General features: G+C 57.1%; 15 protein-coding genes and 1 pseudogene. All 16 read right to left on the reverse strand.

The genetic code is table 11. The features are described 5' to 3' along the window. Positions 1-134: pseudogene (locus AACY49_RS27575) on the reverse strand (hypothetical protein); the annotation flags it as partial. A 12-nt stretch (positions 135-146) separates the two neighbouring features. Next, positions 147-1,088 (reverse strand): PoNe immunity protein domain-containing protein, encoded by a 942-nt coding sequence (locus AACY49_RS27580; protein ID WP_339527455.1) that lies wholly within the window; start codon positions 1,086-1,088, stop codon positions 147-149. Between the two features lie 8 nt (positions 1,089-1,096). Then, on the reverse strand, positions 1,097-2,662 hold the full coding sequence (locus AACY49_RS27585) for a hypothetical protein (RefSeq protein WP_339527456.1): 1,566 nt from the start codon (positions 2,660-2,662) through the stop codon (positions 1,097-1,099). Next, the gene (locus tag AACY49_RS27590) at positions 2,659-4,950 is read right to left on the reverse strand and encodes a type VI secretion system Vgr family protein (RefSeq protein ID WP_339527457.1); all 2,292 of its coding nucleotides are present in this window, start codon (positions 4,948-4,950) and stop codon (positions 2,659-2,661) included. The genes AACY49_RS27585 and AACY49_RS27590 overlap by 4 nt, the downstream gene beginning before the upstream one ends. Positions 4,951-5,178: 228 nt before the next feature. After that, positions 5,179-5,910, reverse strand: coding sequence for a hypothetical protein (locus AACY49_RS27595; RefSeq protein WP_258695923.1), 732 nt, complete (start codon positions 5,908-5,910; stop codon positions 5,179-5,181). A gap of 540 nt (positions 5,911-6,450) precedes the next feature. Next, on the reverse strand, positions 6,451-7,389 hold the full coding sequence (locus AACY49_RS27600) for a carbohydrate kinase family protein (protein ID WP_258695922.1): 939 nt from the start codon (positions 7,387-7,389) through the stop codon (positions 6,451-6,453). A gap of 12 nt (positions 7,390-7,401) precedes the next feature. After that, entirely contained in the window at positions 7,402-8,898 is a 1,497-nt protein-coding gene (gene xylB, locus AACY49_RS27605; protein ID WP_339527458.1) for a xylulokinase, read from the reverse strand. Between the two features lie 158 nt (positions 8,899-9,056). Further along, positions 9,057-10,529 carry a mannitol dehydrogenase family protein gene (locus tag AACY49_RS27610; protein ID WP_339527459.1) on the reverse strand — a complete coding sequence of 491 codons (1,473 nt, stop codon included), beginning with the start codon at positions 10,527-10,529 and terminating at the stop codon, positions 9,057-9,059. A gap of 14 nt (positions 10,530-10,543) precedes the next feature. Next, positions 10,544-11,647: an ABC transporter ATP-binding protein gene (locus AACY49_RS27615; protein ID WP_339527460.1), complete on the reverse strand. Its 1,104-nt coding sequence runs from the start codon at positions 11,645-11,647 to the stop codon at positions 10,544-10,546. Between the two features lie 167 nt (positions 11,648-11,814). Then, entirely contained in the window at positions 11,815-12,645 is an 831-nt protein-coding gene (locus tag AACY49_RS27620) for a carbohydrate ABC transporter permease (protein ID WP_140668699.1), read from the reverse strand. Between the two features lie 10 nt (positions 12,646-12,655). Beyond that, entirely contained in the window at positions 12,656-13,582 is a 927-nt protein-coding gene (locus AACY49_RS27625) for a carbohydrate ABC transporter permease (RefSeq protein WP_445262665.1), read from the reverse strand. Between the two features lie 152 nt (positions 13,583-13,734). Beyond that, positions 13,735-15,045, reverse strand: a complete 1,311-nt coding sequence (locus AACY49_RS27630; RefSeq protein ID WP_258695918.1) for an ABC transporter substrate-binding protein — start codon at positions 15,043-15,045, stop codon at positions 13,735-13,737. 352 nt (positions 15,046-15,397) lie between these two features. Further along, positions 15,398-16,303, reverse strand: a complete 906-nt coding sequence (locus AACY49_RS27635; protein WP_258695917.1) for an AraC family transcriptional regulator — start codon at positions 16,301-16,303, stop codon at positions 15,398-15,400. A 79-nt stretch (positions 16,304-16,382) separates the two neighbouring features. Next, the gene (locus tag AACY49_RS27640; RefSeq protein ID WP_258700731.1) at positions 16,383-17,264 is read right to left on the reverse strand and encodes a phospholipase; all 882 of its coding nucleotides are present in this window, start codon (positions 17,262-17,264) and stop codon (positions 16,383-16,385) included. A gap of 165 nt (positions 17,265-17,429) precedes the next feature. Next, positions 17,430-18,299, reverse strand: a complete 870-nt coding sequence (locus AACY49_RS27645) for a phospholipase (RefSeq protein WP_258695916.1) — start codon at positions 18,297-18,299, stop codon at positions 17,430-17,432. Between the two features lie 139 nt (positions 18,300-18,438). After that, positions 18,439-19,731: a glycosyltransferase gene (locus AACY49_RS27650; RefSeq protein ID WP_339527461.1), complete on the reverse strand. Its 1,293-nt coding sequence runs from the start codon at positions 19,729-19,731 to the stop codon at positions 18,439-18,441. Positions 19,732-19,790 lie beyond the last annotated feature (59 nt).

Raw genomic sequence — 19,790 nt, forward strand, 5'->3', positions numbered from 1 at the left:
ACGTCGCTGGTGATGTTCTCGCCGAGCACTTGCGGCTGTTTGCCTTCGTGGACGATTTCCAGCAGCAGCCAGAGGTCGTTCCACTCGGCGCGCGGGTGTTCGCTCAGGGTCATGAAGTGGCCGCTGAGCAGAATTTGTAGATAAGTTCACTCTTCACCGGACCAATACCAAAGCGTATCGCCCCATTTCGAGTCACTGAAACTCGGCATGATTTCGCCTTGTTGGAAGTGGCGTCTTGAGTTGGCTTGAGCTGGGGTGAACCAGTAGCCCGTTTTGCTGCAGGGTTCGCCAGCAACAATACGACCAGTCTGGGAACCTATTGCAGTCTTATAATTTCTCGCGTATTCGACCAAGTCCTTTGGATAAACCATATGATTGATTTTGCTGTCATCGATCCCATATAGGAAAGCAATGGCCCCGGCCTCGAACGCCCAGTAACCGACATAGCTACCTTCGTCGCCTTGCAAGTGTGAATCGTGCCAAGGGGCTTGCTTGAATGCGGCATACCATTGCTTGCAATAATTAGCTAATAATTGTGATGCTTCCTCTTTGTCGTCGGCATATATAGCTTCAAGCAAAGGGGTATATACATCGTGGAACCATTCATCTATATTCTCACGATCAGGTAGGTGTTTGCGGAGTAGATCTTCATAAAGAGCATCTTCACCTCTGTAGTTTGCGTCATCTAATAGCTTGACAAATCTTGCCAGTAGGTCTTTTCTATGAAGCAAGATGCACAAGCTAAAAATTTGTACGCACTCTTCAAATTCATCGGGCCAGTCATCGATGGCAAGTGGTGAAATGTTATCAAGTGCTTCAGACGCTGAAAGTTTACTTTGACTCTCTTCATATCTTGATATTAGCTCTTCAAGCAATGGTGCTAGCGAAGCAATTTCCGTTCCGGCTGTATAAGATATAAATAATTTTTTAAGTGCCACATCCTTAAAGTGGTTTGCCCTTAGCGACGCCTCTTGCTCAGGAGAATCCGACTCAAATTTGTTGACTTTCCAGAATTCTTTCGTTTCCTCACTGTAAGCCAGGAAGTTTTTGTATCTGGTCTCGCTAAGAAATTTTTGTCTTTTGTTCATGATGAATATTACTCAGTGATAAGCGAAGGTAGTGCCCCATGTTTTGAAACAAGAGATTTTTTTCGCTTGTTCACAAAGGACTTGATTTCACTCTCGGCGTAATGAAAAGCAGAATGACTTGTGTGGGTCTTTTCATCGCCATTGTTTAATCGGGCTACAGCGTGCTCTCTTGGGCTCTGTTTAGGATGGTATAACGGAGTATAAAATAAATGCCGGCTATACGACCCCAAAACCTGATCAACCAACCGTTCAGATACAGCATCAGAAATATTCTTCCTGATCCATTCTTTGCTCATTTGTACAAGTATAGGCCTTGCTCTTTCAGCCGGATTTTTGTTTTTTTTATCGCTCGAAACTGATGGGTTTTTATACTTTTCAGATTTAACTTTTTTCTTTCCGGGAGAGGCATTTTGTTCGGGCTCTAGTGGTTCCAGCAGGTCACTAGGATCGGTAACACCCGAAACTCCCAATTTTGAAGCAACACCAGGTTTACGGGTGTTATTGGGCTTGCGAAGGAACTTTGGACCGTCCTCGTCACGGCTTGCCTTAGCCTCGACAATCGCAAATTTTTTTCCGTTGTTTGTAGCAGGGTTGGCGCGCCAGACAGCATCAATGCCGGTTCCATTAGCACCATCTGTCAACTTATACAGAACATGATGAGCCTTGGGGTTTCCCCCCCTTGATAATTTCCCCATTTTACTCGCACTCGGCACACCCTCCAGCCACTTCCCATCCGCCCCCTTATCATGCCCATCCCAATCCTTGCCCCAACCAAACTCCACCGCACAAATGTAATCGGCAATATGCTCCCCACTAACCCCCAGCCCTTCATTCAAAATACTGGAAGGGGCCTGAAGGCCTACTTTGGAGGCTTCAACCTGGTTGGAATGGGTGCCGCTCGCACTATCGGTTCCCTTTGCCGCAACAGCCGAGTCTTTGCTTGCGGGCTTTTCCGCTTTTTTGGGGTGGCTTGACCCGGAGGAGGCCGCAGAACTGTTGCGCTGCATCCCTTTCCATTTAACCAGCCGCTTCTCAACAATGCCCACCATAGCTGGCATGTTGTCGCGAGAGGTGGCGAGTACCGTGACGACCGCCGTTTTCGCCCAGTTTGGAAGGCCCTGGAAAGTGGACGAGCCTTTTACGCCGGTGATGATCTCGTCGAGTTCAGCGCGCAGCTTGCCTGCATCGAATATCTGCTTGAGCAGTTCTTCCGGGCTGGTTTTGATCCCGCACTCTTGCAGTACGAAGCGGAGCAGGTCGAACAGTACCGGGGCATAGCGTTGCGGGTCTTTATTGACGATGCGCAGGCTCTTTTTCAGCCCGTCGCCCGGGCCTGGAACCCAGCCGATGACGGCCATCAGCAGATCAAATTGCGCGTCTTCCTTACCTGCCGTCGACTCTGCGTTGTAGAGGACGATGGAGGATTCGATGGTGTCGTAGGCGTCGATGGCCTGACCAAGAAAGGGCACGGCACCGAGCGCGATGCCTTTTGCCAGTTCTACCGCGGCTTCCTGGTAGGCGGCGCTACGGTCTTCGCCACCTTCGTTTGCGCTCTCAACTGCTTTGTCACTCATGACAGCCTCCCTGCGGCTTTCTCCACCAATGCTTGTAAATCAACCTGGTCCGGGTCCAGGCCGAGCTTGCGTAAATCTGCGTTAACCTTTTCGTCAGAGTTCTGCACGACCGTGACGTTTTCACGGCTGTATGGCCTTGGATCCTCGCCGTAATACACCTTGGCCGGTCCTTTCGGGACATCCTCCAACCGGGCAAAGCCGTCATCGTCCAGCACTCCCTCGCGCGTCGACCCATCAGCAAAGTCAACGCGGTAGGACGCGCCCGGTACGGGCTCAAGGTTGTCGTAATGCAGGTTCAATTCCAGCCAGGTCGGATTGGCTTTGGCTTCTTTCATCAGGCGACCGGCGATGTCGGCAGCGGCGAGGCCTGGAATCAGCGGGGCGAGGATGCCGATGCCGGTGCCGGAACCCGGCCCACCCCCGGAATTCACCTTCACCTCAGCCCCACTAATCGTCACCCCACCCGCATCAACCTTCACAAAGCTCCCACCAGCCTTGGCGGTCAGCTCCATGCCACCCTCAACCACCACCTTCTCCCCAGCGTGGTAGTGAATCTCTTGCCCAGCCTCGATAAACTGCGCCGTGCCGACCTTCACATGCTGAGTCACGCCGACGGTGAGGTGATCATCCGCCCGCGCCTCGGTCTTGCGATCCAGATGGGTAATCCGATGCTCTTCCACCTTGAACTCGCTGAACACGTTGGCCTCGACCGTGTCATGCCGTTCATTGCCGACACGAATTTTCTGGTCGTGTTCGATGTTTTCATCCCAGTCGCGCTGGGCGTGCAGGTAGATCTGTTCCGCGCCTTTTTTGTCTTCGATGCGAAACTCGTTGTAGCCCTTGCCGCCCGGTGAACTCAGGGTCTTGAAGGTGCTGCGGGTTTTGTTGGCCGGCAGGTCGTAGGGGACGACGTTTTCCTTGTGGTACAGGCAGCCGGTGATCAGCGGTTGGTCGGGGTCGCCTTCGAGGAAGGTGACGAGTACTTCCATGCCAATGCGCGGGATGGCGATGCCGCCGTAGGCGTTGCCGGCCCAGCCGGTGGCGACGCGCAGCCAGCAGCTGGTTTTGTCATCGGACTGGCCGTCGCGGTCCCAAAAAAACTGAACCTTGACCCGGCCGTATTCGTCGCAGTGAATTTCTTCGCCCGGCGGGCCGGTGACGATGGCGGTCTGGCTGCCCAGCACTTTCGGTTTCGGGTGTTCCAGGGCCGGGCGGTAATGCGCGTCCCACGGGGTGGCGAGGAAGCGGTTGCGGTAGCCCTGGTGGAAGTCGTCCTTGCTGTCGGTGACGTCGCTGGTGATGTTCTCGCCGAGCACTTGCGGCTGTTTGCCTTCGTGGACGATTTCCAGCAGCAGCCAGAGGTCGTTCCACTCGGCGCGCGGGTGTTCGCTCAGGGTCATGAAGTGGCCGCTGACCAGGGTCGGTTCGTCGCCTTTGCCTTCGGCGAGTTGGTAGTCGCTGCGATGGCGTTCCAGGGCGCGGGTTGCCAGTTGCTTGCCGCGCGCGCGGTCGGTGAAGCGACCGGGGTAATCGTAGTCTTCGAGGTCCGGGGCGAACGCGCTCTTGGCCGCGCTTTCTGGCAGCAGGCGTGGTTTTTCGAAGTCGTAGTCGCGGCGGCTGACGCGGGTGGTGCGGGTTTCCAGGCGCAGGTTGAAGCGCTTGATCACCGGCTTCTCGGCAGCCATGCCGGAGTCTTGCTGGTAGCTCACTGGCGCGAGTTTGCGGAACACCGTCTGGTCATCGCCGAACACCAGTTTGTGGCCGCTGGCACTGTGCTGGAAGTGGAAGTGAATGCCTTCCTCTTCGCACAGGCGCTGGATGAAATGCAGGTCGGATTCGTCGTACTGCACGCAGTACACGCGCTCGGGGTAGATGGCGCCGAGCTGGAAGCTGTAGGCGTCGGCCAGAATGCCCCGGGCTTCGAGCACCTGGGCAATGATTTTCGGCACGCTGAGCTGCTGGAAAATCTGCTGGTCGTGGTTGTGTCGCAGGTAGGCCAGTTGTGGCACCAGGCTGATGCTGTAGCGGGTCAGACTTTTGCCGGAATCGCCTTGCTCGATGCGGTAGACCAAACCATGGATCTTGCCCTGGCCGGTGGCGCCGAAGGTCAGGCAACCGGGCTTGTGCAGCAGCTCTTCGAGTTTCAGGTCGGGGCGGGCGCTGACCAGTTCGATGTCGAAACAGAACGGCTGGTTGAGGGCTTCGCGGCCGACGAAACTGAGCACCTGCAGGTCGACGGAAACGCCTTCGAGCGTGAGGGAGATATGGGTTGCGTTCGCGTCCAGCATGCCTTGAGTTCCGTCCTTTGAAAAAGCAGGCGCGGATGGTGCAGCATTAAAGGGTCACGTTCAAGGCTGAAATGCCGTAGGTCCGGGGGCTGACGGGTATCAGGCTTTCCCCTATAACCGAGGTTTTGCGCAATGAATACGGGCATTTCTTGAGGCGATTGGTCGTTACGCCAGATAAAAGGAAGACCCCACGGAGTGGGGCCTTCCTTTATTACTCAGCTAGAAAATTCAAAGCGATTGCAAGGAAATGGTCGCGCTTTGAGAGTTTTGCGTGCTGTCCGCATCCATCCACACCCATTGCGTACCGTCGCCTTGCAGATTGTTGGTAATGCTCTGGATCTGCGAGTAAACGATCTTGACGTTCCCAGCCGCACTGGCAGTAGGCCCAATGTTGGTGACCTGATTGGCAAGGAGGCCGTTTGAAGTCTCATTGACGACGAACACGGTCGCTTGCGCCTCACGGAACTGGCAGGAGAGGAACTGTGTAATGGTACTGGTGATCGTCAGGTTCATCCATTTCGAGGGAGGTACCGCATAGTAACGGGAGTACTTGTTGAACGGATGCTGCTCACCATCGGCCGGCAGCGGATAATTGGTCAGCCCCGATGTATTGGTCGGCATGCTGACACTTCCCAGCCAGATTTCCACCTGTGACTTACCGCTGTTGCTGGGCAGTGAAACCGAAATGGTTTGAGTATCGGTGCCCGAGACAAAACCCAATGATGCCAGGCCTGCATTGGCCGTGGTGCCAGGGACTGTGATCTGTACGGGCGGCAGGCTATTGCTCCAGTTTACGGAGACAGTTGAATTGGTGTCATTTTGAGCAGAGTTGTAGATAAAGATGCCATAAAGCTGGCCGGGGCTAAGCGCGGTACAGGTGGCTGTATCACCTGCGGTGAGCGTAATGCGTTGTCCGCCGTTCCAGTTAATTTGGGCAGCTGAGATAGCGACACTTTCCATGTTGGAGTTCCTTTTCCTGTTGTGGGGGTATAAGGATGGCGCACAACAATTATCCTTACCTGCGCTGTGCGTGGAAAAGATATTAGTTGAAGGTAAGTAAGGGTCAAGTGACTGTCAGGATATTTTTAATTAACCAGTCTCCTCTTCTGCGGCAGTTGGGTTGTCTCGGCAGAAACTGGCTGTGATCATCTGTTTTGTTAATATAATTCAATAAGATAGGACTCTGATATGGAATCAGAAACAGTGGTGCTGGAAAGGTGGAGGCGGTCAAGGAGTTGAAGTCGTTGGTGCAGTCAATTGCTTGTATTTATTTTTTTGGAATAACTACAATTATGAAGTGTTATAAATTCTATTGTCGGAGTGGGAAATATAAAGTTGTCAATAGCCGATTGTCTTTTGCCTGGCTCGATGTTGCAGGGTGTATTTTTAAATTGTAATAACGATATATCTAGAAAATATAAGAGACGAAAAATATAGCACCCACGGCAGGTCCTGAATTCAGGACCTGCAATGGCAGAGGAGGCATGTGGGGCGCGGATTTCAGCCCAACTGCCGCCGATATGGCAAATCCGGCCCGGTCTTGCTGCAGGTCAGGGCGGCGGCGCTAACGGCGAACCTGAGCATGGCTTCGATCTGCTCCTTGCTCAACTGATGTAAACCGTCGACCGAATCCAGTTGCTGCTCGGTGAGCCAGGCAATCAGCGCCGCCTGGAAGGTGTCGCCGGCGCCAACGGTGTCGGCGACTACTACATTGACAGGCGGTACTGACCACGAACCATGACGACGGCTGAACACCGTTGCGCCTTCGCCGCCACGGGTCAGGAACACCAACTGACAGCGATGCTCCAGCCAGCCTTCGATCACGCGCTGCGGATCTTGCTCGGGGTACAACAGGCTCAAGTCTTCATCGCTGACCTTGATCAGGTCGGCCAGCTCCACCAGGGTGGCAATCCGCGAACGCCACAACTCGATGTTTGGCTCGGGATTCAGGCGCACGTTCGGGTCGAGGCTGATCAGGCGCTTGCCGCTTTCCCGCTGAACCAGCGCCAGCAAGGTATCGGCAATCGGTTGCACCACCAACGAGAACGAGCCGATGTGCAAGCCGCGGACTTCAGGCCCCAGTTCTGGCAGGTGCTCCAGCTTCAATTGCCGGTCAGCGCAACCCTCGCCACGAAAGCTGTAATGGGGTGAACCATTGGCGCCGACCGCGACCATTGCCAGCGTGGTCGGCGCGGCAAAGTCCACGAGGTAGTCCGGGCGCACACCTTCATCCTGCAGCACTTGCTGCAAACGTCGGCCGAGGTAGTCGGTCGACAGCCCGGCAAACAGCGCGGCATCGACGCCCAAGCGGCGCAAACCGACCGCCACGTTGAACGGCGAGCCGCCGGCAATCGCCTTGAAATTCACTTTGGACGCCAGGCCGCTGGCATCGTCTTCACTGAAGAAATCGAATAGCGCTTCACCACACACCAGATACATAGTTTTCGCTCTTTAAAGGGTTGCGACATGCTGTTGATAGCGTTCGTAGGCCTGCTGACAGGCCAGTACATTTTCTGCAATCGGTAAGGTTTCACTGGCCGGATCGAGCTTTACGCAGCGCTCACACAAGTCGGCCAGGCTGTCTTCATGCCCGTTTGCCCAGGATTTGCACCACGCCGCCTGAATCGCTGCGCCAAGGGCCGCGGCTTCGCTGTGTTCGGTACAAATCACCGGCGTATTCATGATGTCGGCGACGATCTGCCGCCACACCGGGCTCTTCGAGCCGCCGCCGGTCAGGCAGATGCTACGGCTTTGTAAACCATTCTTGCGCAGCAGGTCCAGCCCGTAACGCAAACCGAAGGTGGCGCCTTCCACCACGGCACGACACAGGTTGGCCCGGGTCAGGTTGGTCATGGTCAACCCCAGCAGGCTGCCGCTGGCATGGGGCAGGGCGGGAACGCGCTCGCCATTGAGGAACGGCAGCATGCACACGCCTTCGGCACCGATCGGCGCTTGCTCGACCAAGGCGTTGAACGGTTCGATATCCAGTTCGAACAACTCGCGAATCGCCCCGGTGGCATTGGTCAGGTTCATGGTGCAGATCAGCGGCAGCCAGCCGCCGCTGGAGGAGCAGAACGTTGCGACCGAGGCGTCCGGGCTGACATTTGGTTGTTCGGCATAGGCGTAAACCGTCCCCGAGGAACCAAGGCTCATGGTGATCGCGCCGGGCTTGATATTGCCGGTGCCGATCGCGCCCATCATGTTGTCGCCGCCGCCACTGGAGACCAGCGCCTTGGGGTTGATGCCCAGATGCGCGGCGATGTTCGGCAGGATCGTGCCGACGGGCTGGTGGGCATCGATCAGTTCCGGGAGTGCGGCTTGCAGGCGACCGGTGGGGTCGATGTCGCGCAGCAGTTGCAAGTCCCACTGGCGGGTGCACACGTTGAAATAACCGGTGCCTGAGGCGTCGCCGTACTCGCTGCAACTGCGGCCGGTGAGCCAGTAGTTGAGGTAGTCATGGGGCAGCAGAATGCGGGCGATCCGGGCGAACACCTGCGGGTGTTGTTCTTTGGTCCAGAGCAGTTTGGACACGGTGTAGCCAGGCGCGATGACCACGCCGAGGCGTTCCAGAGAGCCTTTTTCGCCGCCCAGATGGGCGAGCAAGCGGTCGTTCTCCGGGGTGGATTCGGTGTCGCACCAGAGCTTGGCCGGGCGCAGTACCTGACCTTGATCGTCGAGCAGGACCAAACCATGTTGTTGGCCGGAAACACCGATGCCGAGGATGGCCTGACCGTCCACATCCGCCGCAAACAGCGCGCGGCGGGTGGCGAGGGTAAAGGCTTCCAGCCATTGGGCCGTGTCTTGTTCGCGACGGCCGCTGGCACCGCTGAAGAGGCTGTGGACGGCGGCGCCTTGGCCGAGGACCTGGCCGCTATGCGCATCGAGGATGACGGCTTTGGTGCCTTGGGTGCCGCAGTCGATGCCCAGGAATAATTGTTGGTTTGCCATGGAAGATCCTTGGATCGTCAGGTCGATATCAGTGAGCCCAATCGCGAGCAGGCTCGCTCCCACAGGAGATGTTTAGAGGACACAGGATTTGTGTTCGACAACGATCTAATGTGGGAGCGAGCCTGCTCGCGATGACGGCGGTCAATTGACCACCATTCTTACGCCAACACCCGCTCCAGCGTCCGCGCCACCCCAACCTCCCGCAAGCTGTTACAGCACCATTCGAACGCCTCGACGAACTCCAGAGAACGCGGTATCGCCGTCCCGAAAATCTCCTCAACCTCCAGCAACCGCTGAGTGATCAACGCATCATCGGCCACCAGCGCCTGACAGAATGCCGCCCGCGGATCGGGAATCGAATAGGCGTGGCCATTCTCATCCACACCTTTGAGGTACAGCGCCCACGCCGCCACCACCAGCGCCGCACGCTTGGTCTCCTGGCCATCGGCAATCAAACGATTGATCGTCGGCACAGTGAACTTTGGAAACTTCGATGAGCCGTCCGAACACACCCGCTCCAGCTGATCGGCAATCGCCTGATTGGAGAAGCGCGCCACCAGCGTGTTTTTGTACTCGGTTAAATCGATGCCCGGCACCGGCGCCAGTTGCGGCGTTACGTCCAGGTCCATGTAGGCGCGCATGTAGCGAACGAACAGCGGGTCGTTCATGGTTTCGTGAACGAAGCGGTAACCTTTCAAAAAGCCAAGATAGGTCAGGGCCAGGTGGCTGCCGTTGAGCAGTTTGATCTTCATCTCTTCGTAAGGCGTGACGTCGTCGGTGAATTGCACGCCGACCTTTTCCCAGGCCGGGCGACCGCTGACGAATTTGTCTTCCAGCACCCACTGCACAAACGGTTCGCAGACCACTGGCCAGGCGTCGTCGAGGCTGTGTTTGTCGTGCAGTTGCAGACGATGTTCGGTGCTGGTCATCGGTGTGATGCGGTCGACCATGGCGTTGGGGAAGCTCACATGACTCTCGATCCAGTCGCGCAGATCGGCATCGCGCAGGGCAGCGAGCGCGAGCAGGGCTTTACGGGTCACCGCGCCGTTGTGCGGCAGGTTATCGCAGGACATCAGGGTGAACGCGGGCGTGCCGGCCGCACGGCGTTTGGCCAGCGCGGCGCAGAGGAAACCGAACACGGTTTTCGGCGCGTTCGGGTGAGCGAGGTCGTGCTGGATCTGCGGCAGGTGCGCCATGAACTCGCCGTTGCTGTCGTCGATGCAGTAACCGCCTTCGGTGATGGTCAGCGAGACGATGCGGATCTCGGGGTTGGCGAGTTTGTCGATCAGCGCCTCGGCGCTGTCTTCGGCCAGCAACATGTCGCGGATGGCGCCGATGACCCGCACTTCGCTGTCGTCGCTATCGCCGAGTTCGAACAGGGTGAACAGGTAATCCTGCTCTTGCAGATCGTCCCGGGCGCGGCGGTCTTCGGCGCGCAGGCCGACCCCGCAGATGGCCCAGTCCAATGCTTCGCCGGTGTTCATCAAGGCGTCGGTGTAATACGCCTGATGCGCGCGGTGGAAACCGCCGACGCCAATGTGCGCGATACCCTGGCGGGTGTCGCTCAGGGTGTAGGCGGGCAGGGCCACCTCGGGGGCGAGGCGGTTGAGGTTGTGTTTATTCAGTTTCATCACAGGCTCTCGAATCAGGCTGCGGCGCGCAGAGGGCGGGGCAGCGCCACACCGTTGGCATCGAATAAATGGCAGTGTCCGGCGTCCAGGCGCAGGCTCAGGGTTTCGCCATAACGGCTGGCCAGATCGCCGCGAACCCGCATGGTCAGGGCTTCGCCGGAAGACGTCAGGACGTGACAGAAGGTGTCGCTGCCCAAACGTTCGCTGACATCGGCGGTGACTTGCAGCGTACAGTCGCCGGCTTGCGCCAGCTCCAGGTGTTCCGGGCGAATGCCCAGCGTCACTGCGCCGCCGACGCTCAGGTTGGCACTGCTCAGCGGCAGGGTGATGCGGGTGCCGGCGTCCAGCAGCACTTCGCAGCTTTGACTGTCGACGCGGGTGACTTTGCCCTTGAGGAAGCCCATTTTCGGTGAGCCAAGAAAACCGGCGACAAACAGATTGGCCGGCTGGTGATACAGGTCCAGTGGCGAACCGACTTGCTCGATCTTGCCGCCATTGAGCACGACGACTTTGTCGGCCATGGTCATGGCTTCGACCTGGTCGTGGGTCACGTAGATCATCGTGGCTTGCAGTTCTTTGTGCAGGCGCAACAGTTCCAGGCGCATCTGCACCCGCAGGGCGGCGTCGAGGTTGGACAACGGTTCGTCGAACAGGAAGATTTTCGGGTTACGCACGATGGCCCGGCCGATGGCCACGCGCTGACGCTGACCGCCGGACAGCTGTTTCGGCTTGCGCTCCAGCATCGGCCCGAGTTCCAGAATGCGCGCCGCTTCGCCGACTTTTTTCTCGACTTCGGCTTTTGCTACACCGGCCAGGTCGAGGGCGAACGACATGTTTTTGCGCACGCTCATGTGCGGGTACAGGGCGTAGGTCTGGAACACCATCGCCAGGTCGCGCTTGGCCGGGCTGACTTCGGTGATGTCGCGGCCGTCCAGCTCGATGGTGCCGCCGCTGACTTCTTCAAGGCCGGCGATCAACCGTAGCAGGGTGGATTTGCCGCAACCCGATGGGCCGACGAATACCACGAATTCCTTGTCGTTCACTTCCAGATCGATGCCCTTGATGATGGAAAAGCCTTCGAAGCCTTTTTGCAGGTTTTTTATTTTCAGGTTGGCCATGGGGGCCTCCGCTTGAGTTAATTCAATTGCGCCTGGTGAGCTTTTTGTGGGAGCGGGCTTGCCCGCGATGGCGATTTAGCAGCCGACATCCAGGTTGAATTTGCCGACGTCATCGCGGGCGAGCCCGCTCCCACAGGGTTTTGTGTCAGATCAGGATCCGGGGACTTTCATTTCACTGCGCCAAACGACAGGCCGCGGACCAATTGTTTCTGGCTGATCCAGCCGAAGATCAGGATCGGCGCACAGGCCAGGGTCGAGACCGCCGACAACTTGGCCCAGAACAGACCTTCAGGGCTTGAGTACGAGGCGATCAATGCGGTCAGTGGCGCGGCCTTGGACGAGGTCAGGTTCAGCGACCAGAACGCCTCGTTCCAGCACAGGATCAGCGACAACAACACCGTGGAAGCCAGGCCACCTTTGGCGATCGGCAGCAGCACCCGGACCATTTCCTGCCACAACGTGGCGCCGTCCAGACGTGCGGCTTCGAGAATGTCCTTGGGGATGTCTTTGAAGTAGGTGTAAATCATCCAGACCACGATTGGCAGGTTGATCAGCGTGTAAATCACGATCAGCGCGATCCGCGTATCCAGCAGGCCAAAGCTCTTGGCCAGCAGGTAGATCGGCATCAGCACGCCCACCGGTGGCAGCATTTTGGTGGAGAGCATCCACAGCAACGTGCCTTTGGTGCGCTGGGTTTCATAGAACGCCATCGAGTAGGCCGCCGGCACCGCGATCAGCAGGCACAGGGCCGTGGCGCTGAAGGAAATCACCACCGAGTTCCAGGCGAAGCTGAAGTAATCGCTGCGCTCGTTAATGTGCAGGTAGTTCGCAAGCGTCGGCGTGAAGATGAACTGCGGCGGCGTGGCGAACGCGTCGATTTCGGTCTTGAAGCTGGTCAGCACCATCCAGAATATCGGGAAGAAAATCAGGATCGCGATGGCCCAGGCCAGAGTGCCGAGCAGCAGGCTTTGCAGGCGACGGGATTGTTGAAGAGTCATGGCGCAGGCCTCAGGCTTTGTCTGTCAGGTTTTTGCCGATCATCCGCACCAGCACGATGGCCGCGATGTTGGCAATCACCACCGCGATCAAACCACCGGCGGACGCCATGCCGACGTCGAACTGCACCAGCGCCTGGTTGTAGATCAGGTAGGCGAGGTTGGTCGAGGCGTAACCGGGGCCACCGTTGGTGGTGGTGAAGATTTCGGCGAACACCGACAGCAGGAAGATGGTTTCGATCATCACCACCACTGCGATCGGCCGGGCCAGGTGCGGCAGGGTCAGGTGCCAGAAAATCGCGATGGGACCTGCACCGTCCAGGCGCGCGGCTTCTTTCTGCTCCTGGTCGAGGGACTGCATGGCGGTCATCAAAATCAGAATCGCGAAGGGCAACCATTGCCAGGACACAATGATGATGATCGACAGCAGCGGGTAGTGTGCCAGCCAGTCCACCGGCTGCGCGCCGAACAGCTTCCAGATGTAGGCGAGAATCCCCGAGACCGGGTGAAAGATCAGGTTTTTCCAGATCAGCGCACCGACGGTGGGCATGATGAAGAACGGCGAAATCAACATCACCCGCACGATGCCGCGACCGAGAAACTCACTGGCCTCCAGCAACGCGCTGATCAACACGCCGAACACCACACTGATCAGCAACACGCTGCCTACCAGCAACAGGGTGTTGGTGGCGCCGGGCAGGAAACCCGAATCGCTCAGGAAGTAGCTGAAGTTCTCCAGCCCCACGAACTGGTTTTCACCGGGGTAGAGCAGGTTGTAGCGGATCATTGAAAAGTAAACGGTCATGCCCAGCGGCACGATCATCCACAGCAGCAACAACGCCACCGAGGGGCTGATCAGAAACCAGCCGGGGTTGGTCAACCGGCTTTTACGCACCGATTGGGGGATGTCCATGTGAGCTTTGACAGTTGAAATATTCATGGCGATAAACCGATTCATGCAGACCTATCAAGATCTAATGTGGGAGCGAGCCTGCTCGCGATGGCGGTGTATCAGTTACCCACAATGTCGAATGTGAGGCCGTCATCGCGGGCAAGCCCGCTCCCACAGAAGGCGGGAGCGGGTTGCGCTGGTTACTTGGGATAACCGGCGCGCTTCATCTCCCGTTCGGTGGTTGACTGGGCGGCGGTCAGGGCCTGGTCAACCGTGGTCTGGCCGATCAACGCGGCCGAAAACAGCTTGCCGACCTGGGTACCCACGGCCTGGAATTCAGGAATGGTCACCAACTGGATGCCGATGTAGGGCACCGGTTTGGCGCTCGGCTTGCTCGGGTCGGCTGCCTTGAGCGATTCCAGCGTCACCTTGGCGAACGGCGCGGCATTCATGTAGGCCTCGGTGTAGGTCGAGGCGCGAGTGCCTGGCGGCACGTTGGCGATGCCGTCTTTTTCCGCGACCAGGGCACCGTATTCCTTGGAAGTGGCCCAGGCGCTGAACGTTTTCGCCGCGTCCTTGGCCTTGGAACTGGTCGGAATCGCCAGCGCCCAGGAATAGAGCCACGCCGAGCCTTTGTCGGTGGTCTGGTGCGGTGCGTAAGTAAAGCCGACGTGGTCGCTGACCTTGCTTTGGGTTTTATCGGTAACGAAGGAGCCGGCAACGCTGGCGTCGACCCAGATCGCGCATTTGCCGCTATTGAACAGCGCGAGGTTTTCGTTGAAGCCGTTGCTGGAAGCACCCGGCGGGCCGGATTTTTTCATGGTGTCGACGTAGAAGTTCAGCGCGTTCTTCCACTCGGGCCCGGTGAATTCCGGCTGCCACTTCTCATCAAACCAGCGTGCGCCAAAGGCATTGGCGACGGTGGTGATCAGCGCCATGTTTTCGCCCCAGCCGGCCTTGCCGCGCAAGCATATGCCGTACTGTTCTTTATCTTTATGGGTGAGTTTGCTGGCAAATTCGCCGATCTGTTCCCAGGTTGGGCGTTCGGGCATGGTCAGCCCGGCGTCCTTGAACAGGTCGGTGCGGTAATAGGTAATGGAGCTTTCTGCGTAGAACGGCAGGGCGTAGAGCGAGCCCTTGACCGACAGGCCTTCACGCACAGAAGGGAAAACGTCGTCGAGGGCGTAGCTGGCCGGCAAATCCTTCATCGGCTCCAGCCAACCCTTGGCGCCCCAGAGTGCGGCTTCGTACATGCCGATGGTCAACACATCGAACTGCCCGCCCTGGGTGGCGATGTCGGTGGTCAGGCGTTGGCGCAGGACGTTTTCTTCAAGCACCACCCAATTGAGCTTGATATCCGGATGCTCGGCCTCGAAGGTTTTCGAGAGCTTTTGCATGCGGATCATGTCGCTGTTGTTGACGGTGGCGATGGTCAGGGTCTGGGCGGCGAGGCTGACGCTGCTGAGGGTCATGCAGGTAAGAGCAAGCAGAGCTTTTACAGAAGGTTGCATCGTGCACTCCTTTTCTGCACCGGGCGGGTCACAGAAGGACAGTTATTGTTTTTGTGTCTTCCTGCGCAAGGAAGAATGTGCACTGATTACAGCCTTCAATCGATGGGCTGACAAATCATCCATCGCACTGTGATCGATACTATTTTGCACTGAGGTTGAGGGGCAGAGGTGCATGGCACGGCTTTTCAGCCGTCTGCATCAATTGAATTCGTACAGGTTTTAGGCTTGAAACCTGTACTTGAGGTGCACCACCTGTGGGAGCGGGCTCGCTCGCGAAGAGGCCGGCACATTCAACATCGAAGCCGCCTGACACGCCGCCTTCGCGAGCAAGCCCGCCCCCACATGGATTGCGTTAACCCAGGTTTTGCTCGGTCAGCCGCTGCACCACCAACCGCCGGTAGTGCGACGGCGTCATGCCCTTGAGTTGCTGGAAACGCCGGTTGAAGTTGGAAATATTGTTGAAGCCCGACTCGAAACACACATCAGTCACCGGCTTGTTGCCATCGGCCAGCAGCTCGCAGGATTTGCTGATGCGCAGGCGATTGACGAACTCGATAAAGCAGCGTCCGGTGGCCTGTTTGAACACGCGACTGAAGTAGGTCGGCGTCAGACCCAAGTGCTCGGCGACTTCTTCCAGAGGCAGTTCCCGGGCGTAATGAGCAAAGATGTAATCCACCGCCCGGTTGGTACGGTCGATATTGTGTTCATCGGCCAATTGCGGGGTCGTGGCACCGGAAAGCAACTGATAGTCATCGGACGTCGCCAGCAACTCCAGCAGAATGAAAAAATACCCGAGCCGGGTCATGCCCTGGGTATCGGCAATGCGCTGCATCAAGGTCATGGCCTGGCGGATGGTGCGCTTGCAGCGAAACTCGATGCCGTACTGTGCGCGTTCCAGCAAAGGCGCTAGGGTCTTGAGTTCGGCGAACACCTGATGGCCGCTTTCGAACAGCTCGTCAGTGAAGTTGACCAGCATGTCGCGCTTGGGCACCACTTCGTCTTCGGCCACCTGGCTGATCCAGTTGTGGGGCAGGTTGGGGCCGGTCAGGAACAGTGTTTCCGGGTAGAAGTTACCGATGTAGTCACCGATGAATACCTTGCCGGAGCTGGCGACGATCAGGTGCAGCTCGTATTCCTTATGGAAATGCCAGCGCACCAACGGGCAGGGAAAGCCGTGCTGGCGGTAGATGATGGACAACCCGTTATGGTCATCCATCAACTCGTAGGAGGGGTCTGTCACGCGGGCTGTTCGGGTCATGTCAGGACACTTTTCTTGTTATCGCCAGCGGATCATGCCTCGTTCCGCGCCTGCTGTGCCAGCCTGCCGCGACTATCGCTTATGGCCGTTCATGCAATCTATGGCCATAAACCGCTTTCATGCTGGTGGCGATCCAGCAGTAGCGGACGATTTGCGACTCGTCAAAGAAATCGGTGTTGATGATGCTGCACCGGGTGACCCTGTCGCGGGAAGAATGAAACCAGTCATCGATATGGTTTTTGATGTGCTGCGGACCGCCCAGCGCCGAGTAGCAGGTCGCCGACAACGACCAGAGGAAAGTCTCGTAAGGAGCCTCTGCAAGGGTGGTCTTGATATGGGATTGAAGATCGCTGGTGTCGCTGAATACCTTGCCATTCCACTTGTGAGGAATTCGCGGCCAGAAATACTCACTGTCCAGCCCAGGTTTCATCTGTGCTGCCATGACAATGCGGCGCTTCGAACTGGCGCGCTTGAGCTGTTCCACAGTACTCAATCCATCCGAGGCAGAAATCAGACGCGTGCCCAGGCGGCGCATCAGAAAATCATTGAGTTGCTTGTAGTCGAAAGGCTTCGACCCATCACCCAGCTGGTGGAAGTCGAGCACGATGAACTCGTCCCGATTTTGATCGAGGAATGTCGTCACCGCGTCGACCAGCTCATCAAGGATGCGGTGGGACTGATAACCGTTGTGATGAAAGTAGAAAACCGGTACTTCCGGGCCGGCGACGCAACCGAGCCGGATATCGAACGCCCGCGCCCCGTTGGCCAGTTGCCAGGCAAAGGAATCGTTCTGGCAGGTCGTCCAATTGCCGATCACCACCTCATGGTTGGGGGCTCTTTTGTCCATGCCGGCATTGTGCGTGCCGGGCCAGACGATATCGGTCAGCTTCAACCGGTCGATATCCGGTACGTTGCTCATCCACTTCTGCTTGTCGAACGTGATTGCAGTGCTGCGGGTCATGACAGTTCCTTGTCGCTGATTTCGCCCCATCCGTGGGCCGAAGAAATTCACGGGGTGGATGTGGCTGCATGCCCCATCCGTTTCATGACCCAGCATAGAAGTGCACGGCAGCATTGCCAGCCATGGAAATATATCCACAAATATGGCCACCTGATATTGCGATGGCTAGTTGATTTTCTGGCTGGCTTTTTTCAAGTTGACGGTTCGGCAGCAGGAAACAATTTTGCTCTCTTCAATAAAGTCGACGTTGATGATGTTGCACTTTATCGCCCAGTCGCTGTTTTGAGGGTCAAACCATTTATCGAGCTCTGTGTGAATGTCGACTGGCCCGCCGAGCACACTGTAGCTGGTGGCGGAAAGCGACCATGGTGCCCATGTACCTGGCGGGTATTTCAGCACCTCGACAATGTATTGCTGCAGGTCAGCGGAGCCGACGATGGTGTTGCCGATCCACTTGTGTCTGATTCGCTCGAGAAATACGCGTCGATCCAACGCACTGTCTGGCGGCGCAGCGACCAATACGCGTTGTTTCGCGCTGATCTCTTTCAGTTGGCCCAGGCTGAGATGCCGATTTTGTGCTGGAATAATTTGATCTCCCAGCAGTTGAAGTATCGTGGCGTTGAAGTAAGCGAAATCGAATGAGTCACCTTGCAATTCGTGAAAGTCTACGATAATGAACTCGTCGGGGTTCTGGCCGAGAAACGCTTTGATATCGGTTATAAGTTCACCGAGTGTTCGAGAGTTGCGATGGCCGTTGTGGTGAACACGAAACTTTCCGAGCCCCACGGCTTTGGGTTCCCAGATCAAACGGACATCGAGCGCGCGGGAGCCATGGCGAAGCTGGGCATTAAAAGAATCGTGCTGGCACGCGAGCCAGTGACGAGGGGGGCTCAGCAGCGGGTAGGAGGCTTTCCAGTCGCTCCCGGCGTTGTGAGTGCCGGGCAGTGTAAGTTCCAACAGCGATAAGTTGTCAATGGCCGGTGTTACTGTCATCCAGTTATGGGGCGAGAAATGATCTGGCTTATCGTTATTCATGTAAGTGTTCCTGCGTGGATAATTAAAAGCGCCACCGTTTTAGTTGGTGAAGTGGCGCAGGCAGGAAGTTTTAATTGATTGTTTTGGTGTTGGCCAGGCTTGGTGTGATGCCAAGTATGTAAGTCATGAAGCTTGAGGTTTATAAAGTTCGGTTTTTTGCCTCAATCCATTGCGACATATATTGAGTGCTTTTGTGCGAGTGATGACGCAGCATGCTGCCGGTGAAGTTGTCCCGTCTTAGTTGGGGAAGGCGTTGTAGGCAATCGCGCAGTCTTTCAACGAGTGCCACGCCATGCATTGATTGTTGATAGCGGTCGCTCAGCAGTGTTTTCCCTAATAACTGCGCTTGTCTCCAGTCCGATTCATTTTTATACAACTGAACCGCGCAGTCCGCGAACGCCTGGGCACTTTGAGCAACAGCACCGGGCCACGGATGATCGCCTTGCATGCCCTCTGCACCAATGGGTGTCGTGACACTTGGCGTGCCTGTGAGCATCGCGTCAACGAGTTTGCCCTTGATGCCGGCACCGAAGCGCAAGGGCGCCAGGCACACCCTGGCTGCAGACATGACTTGCAATGCATCTTCTGCCCAGTTCATTACATGAAAACCCTGGGCCGCATTGTGCAGTGCTGTGGCTTTCGGCGGCGTATAGGCGCCATAGATGTGTAACTGCGCAGTGGGGAGTTGCTGGCGGATCAGCGGCCAGATCGTATTCTTCATCCAGAGCACCGCATCCCAGTTGGGGGCGTGACGGAAATTGCCGATGCTCAGGAAGTGCGCCCGGTGTTCAAAGGCTACCGGTGGCACGCTCGGTGGATCGACCATCAGCGGACACCAGTGCAACAAGGTGCGGGGCAATTTGAACTGCTCGACCAGCAACTCGATCTCCACTTCGGAGATCATCAGATTCAAGTCACAGCGATACAGCGCGGCAATCTCCCGTTTCGCCAGATCGGTATCGGCCATGAGCTCGAATTCTTCACGCAATGCAGGGGCGAATAACTCACTGAAATCGTTGGCGTCGTCACTGGCCTTCAAGCGCTCCTTGAGCCGCTGATGCCGGGCATGCCGCAGGCTTTGCAGGTCCGAGGTCTCTAGCACGCGCAAGGCGTCGGGGCAGCGCTTTTCGACGCGCCAGCCGAACTGCTCCTCGATCATGAACTGGTCGAACAGGACGATGTCCGGCGCCAGTTCGCCGATGAAGGTGTCGAAACTGCTGTTGTTGAGTTCGATCGGCACTTCGTGGATGCCCAGCTCGGTCAGATCGGCCTTGTGCTCGCCGGGGCCTGCTGGGCTGGCGAAGGTGATGTCCCAGCCTTGCTGCAAAAAAGTCTCGAGGATTTGCATCACGTGCCCGCTGGCCGCTGAAGAACGGGGCTCGGGCCAGACGTAACCGATGACCAGGACTTTGGTGACGGGAGGCTGAGTCATGACCAGTGATCCTTTGCAGCAAGCGAGGGGACAAAAAAGGGCGCAATTAAACCACAGTA

It is taken from the genome of Pseudomonas sp. EL_65y_Pfl2_R96, assembly GCF_963970905.1.
Lineage (GTDB): Bacteria > Pseudomonadota > Gammaproteobacteria > Pseudomonadales > Pseudomonadaceae > Aquipseudomonas.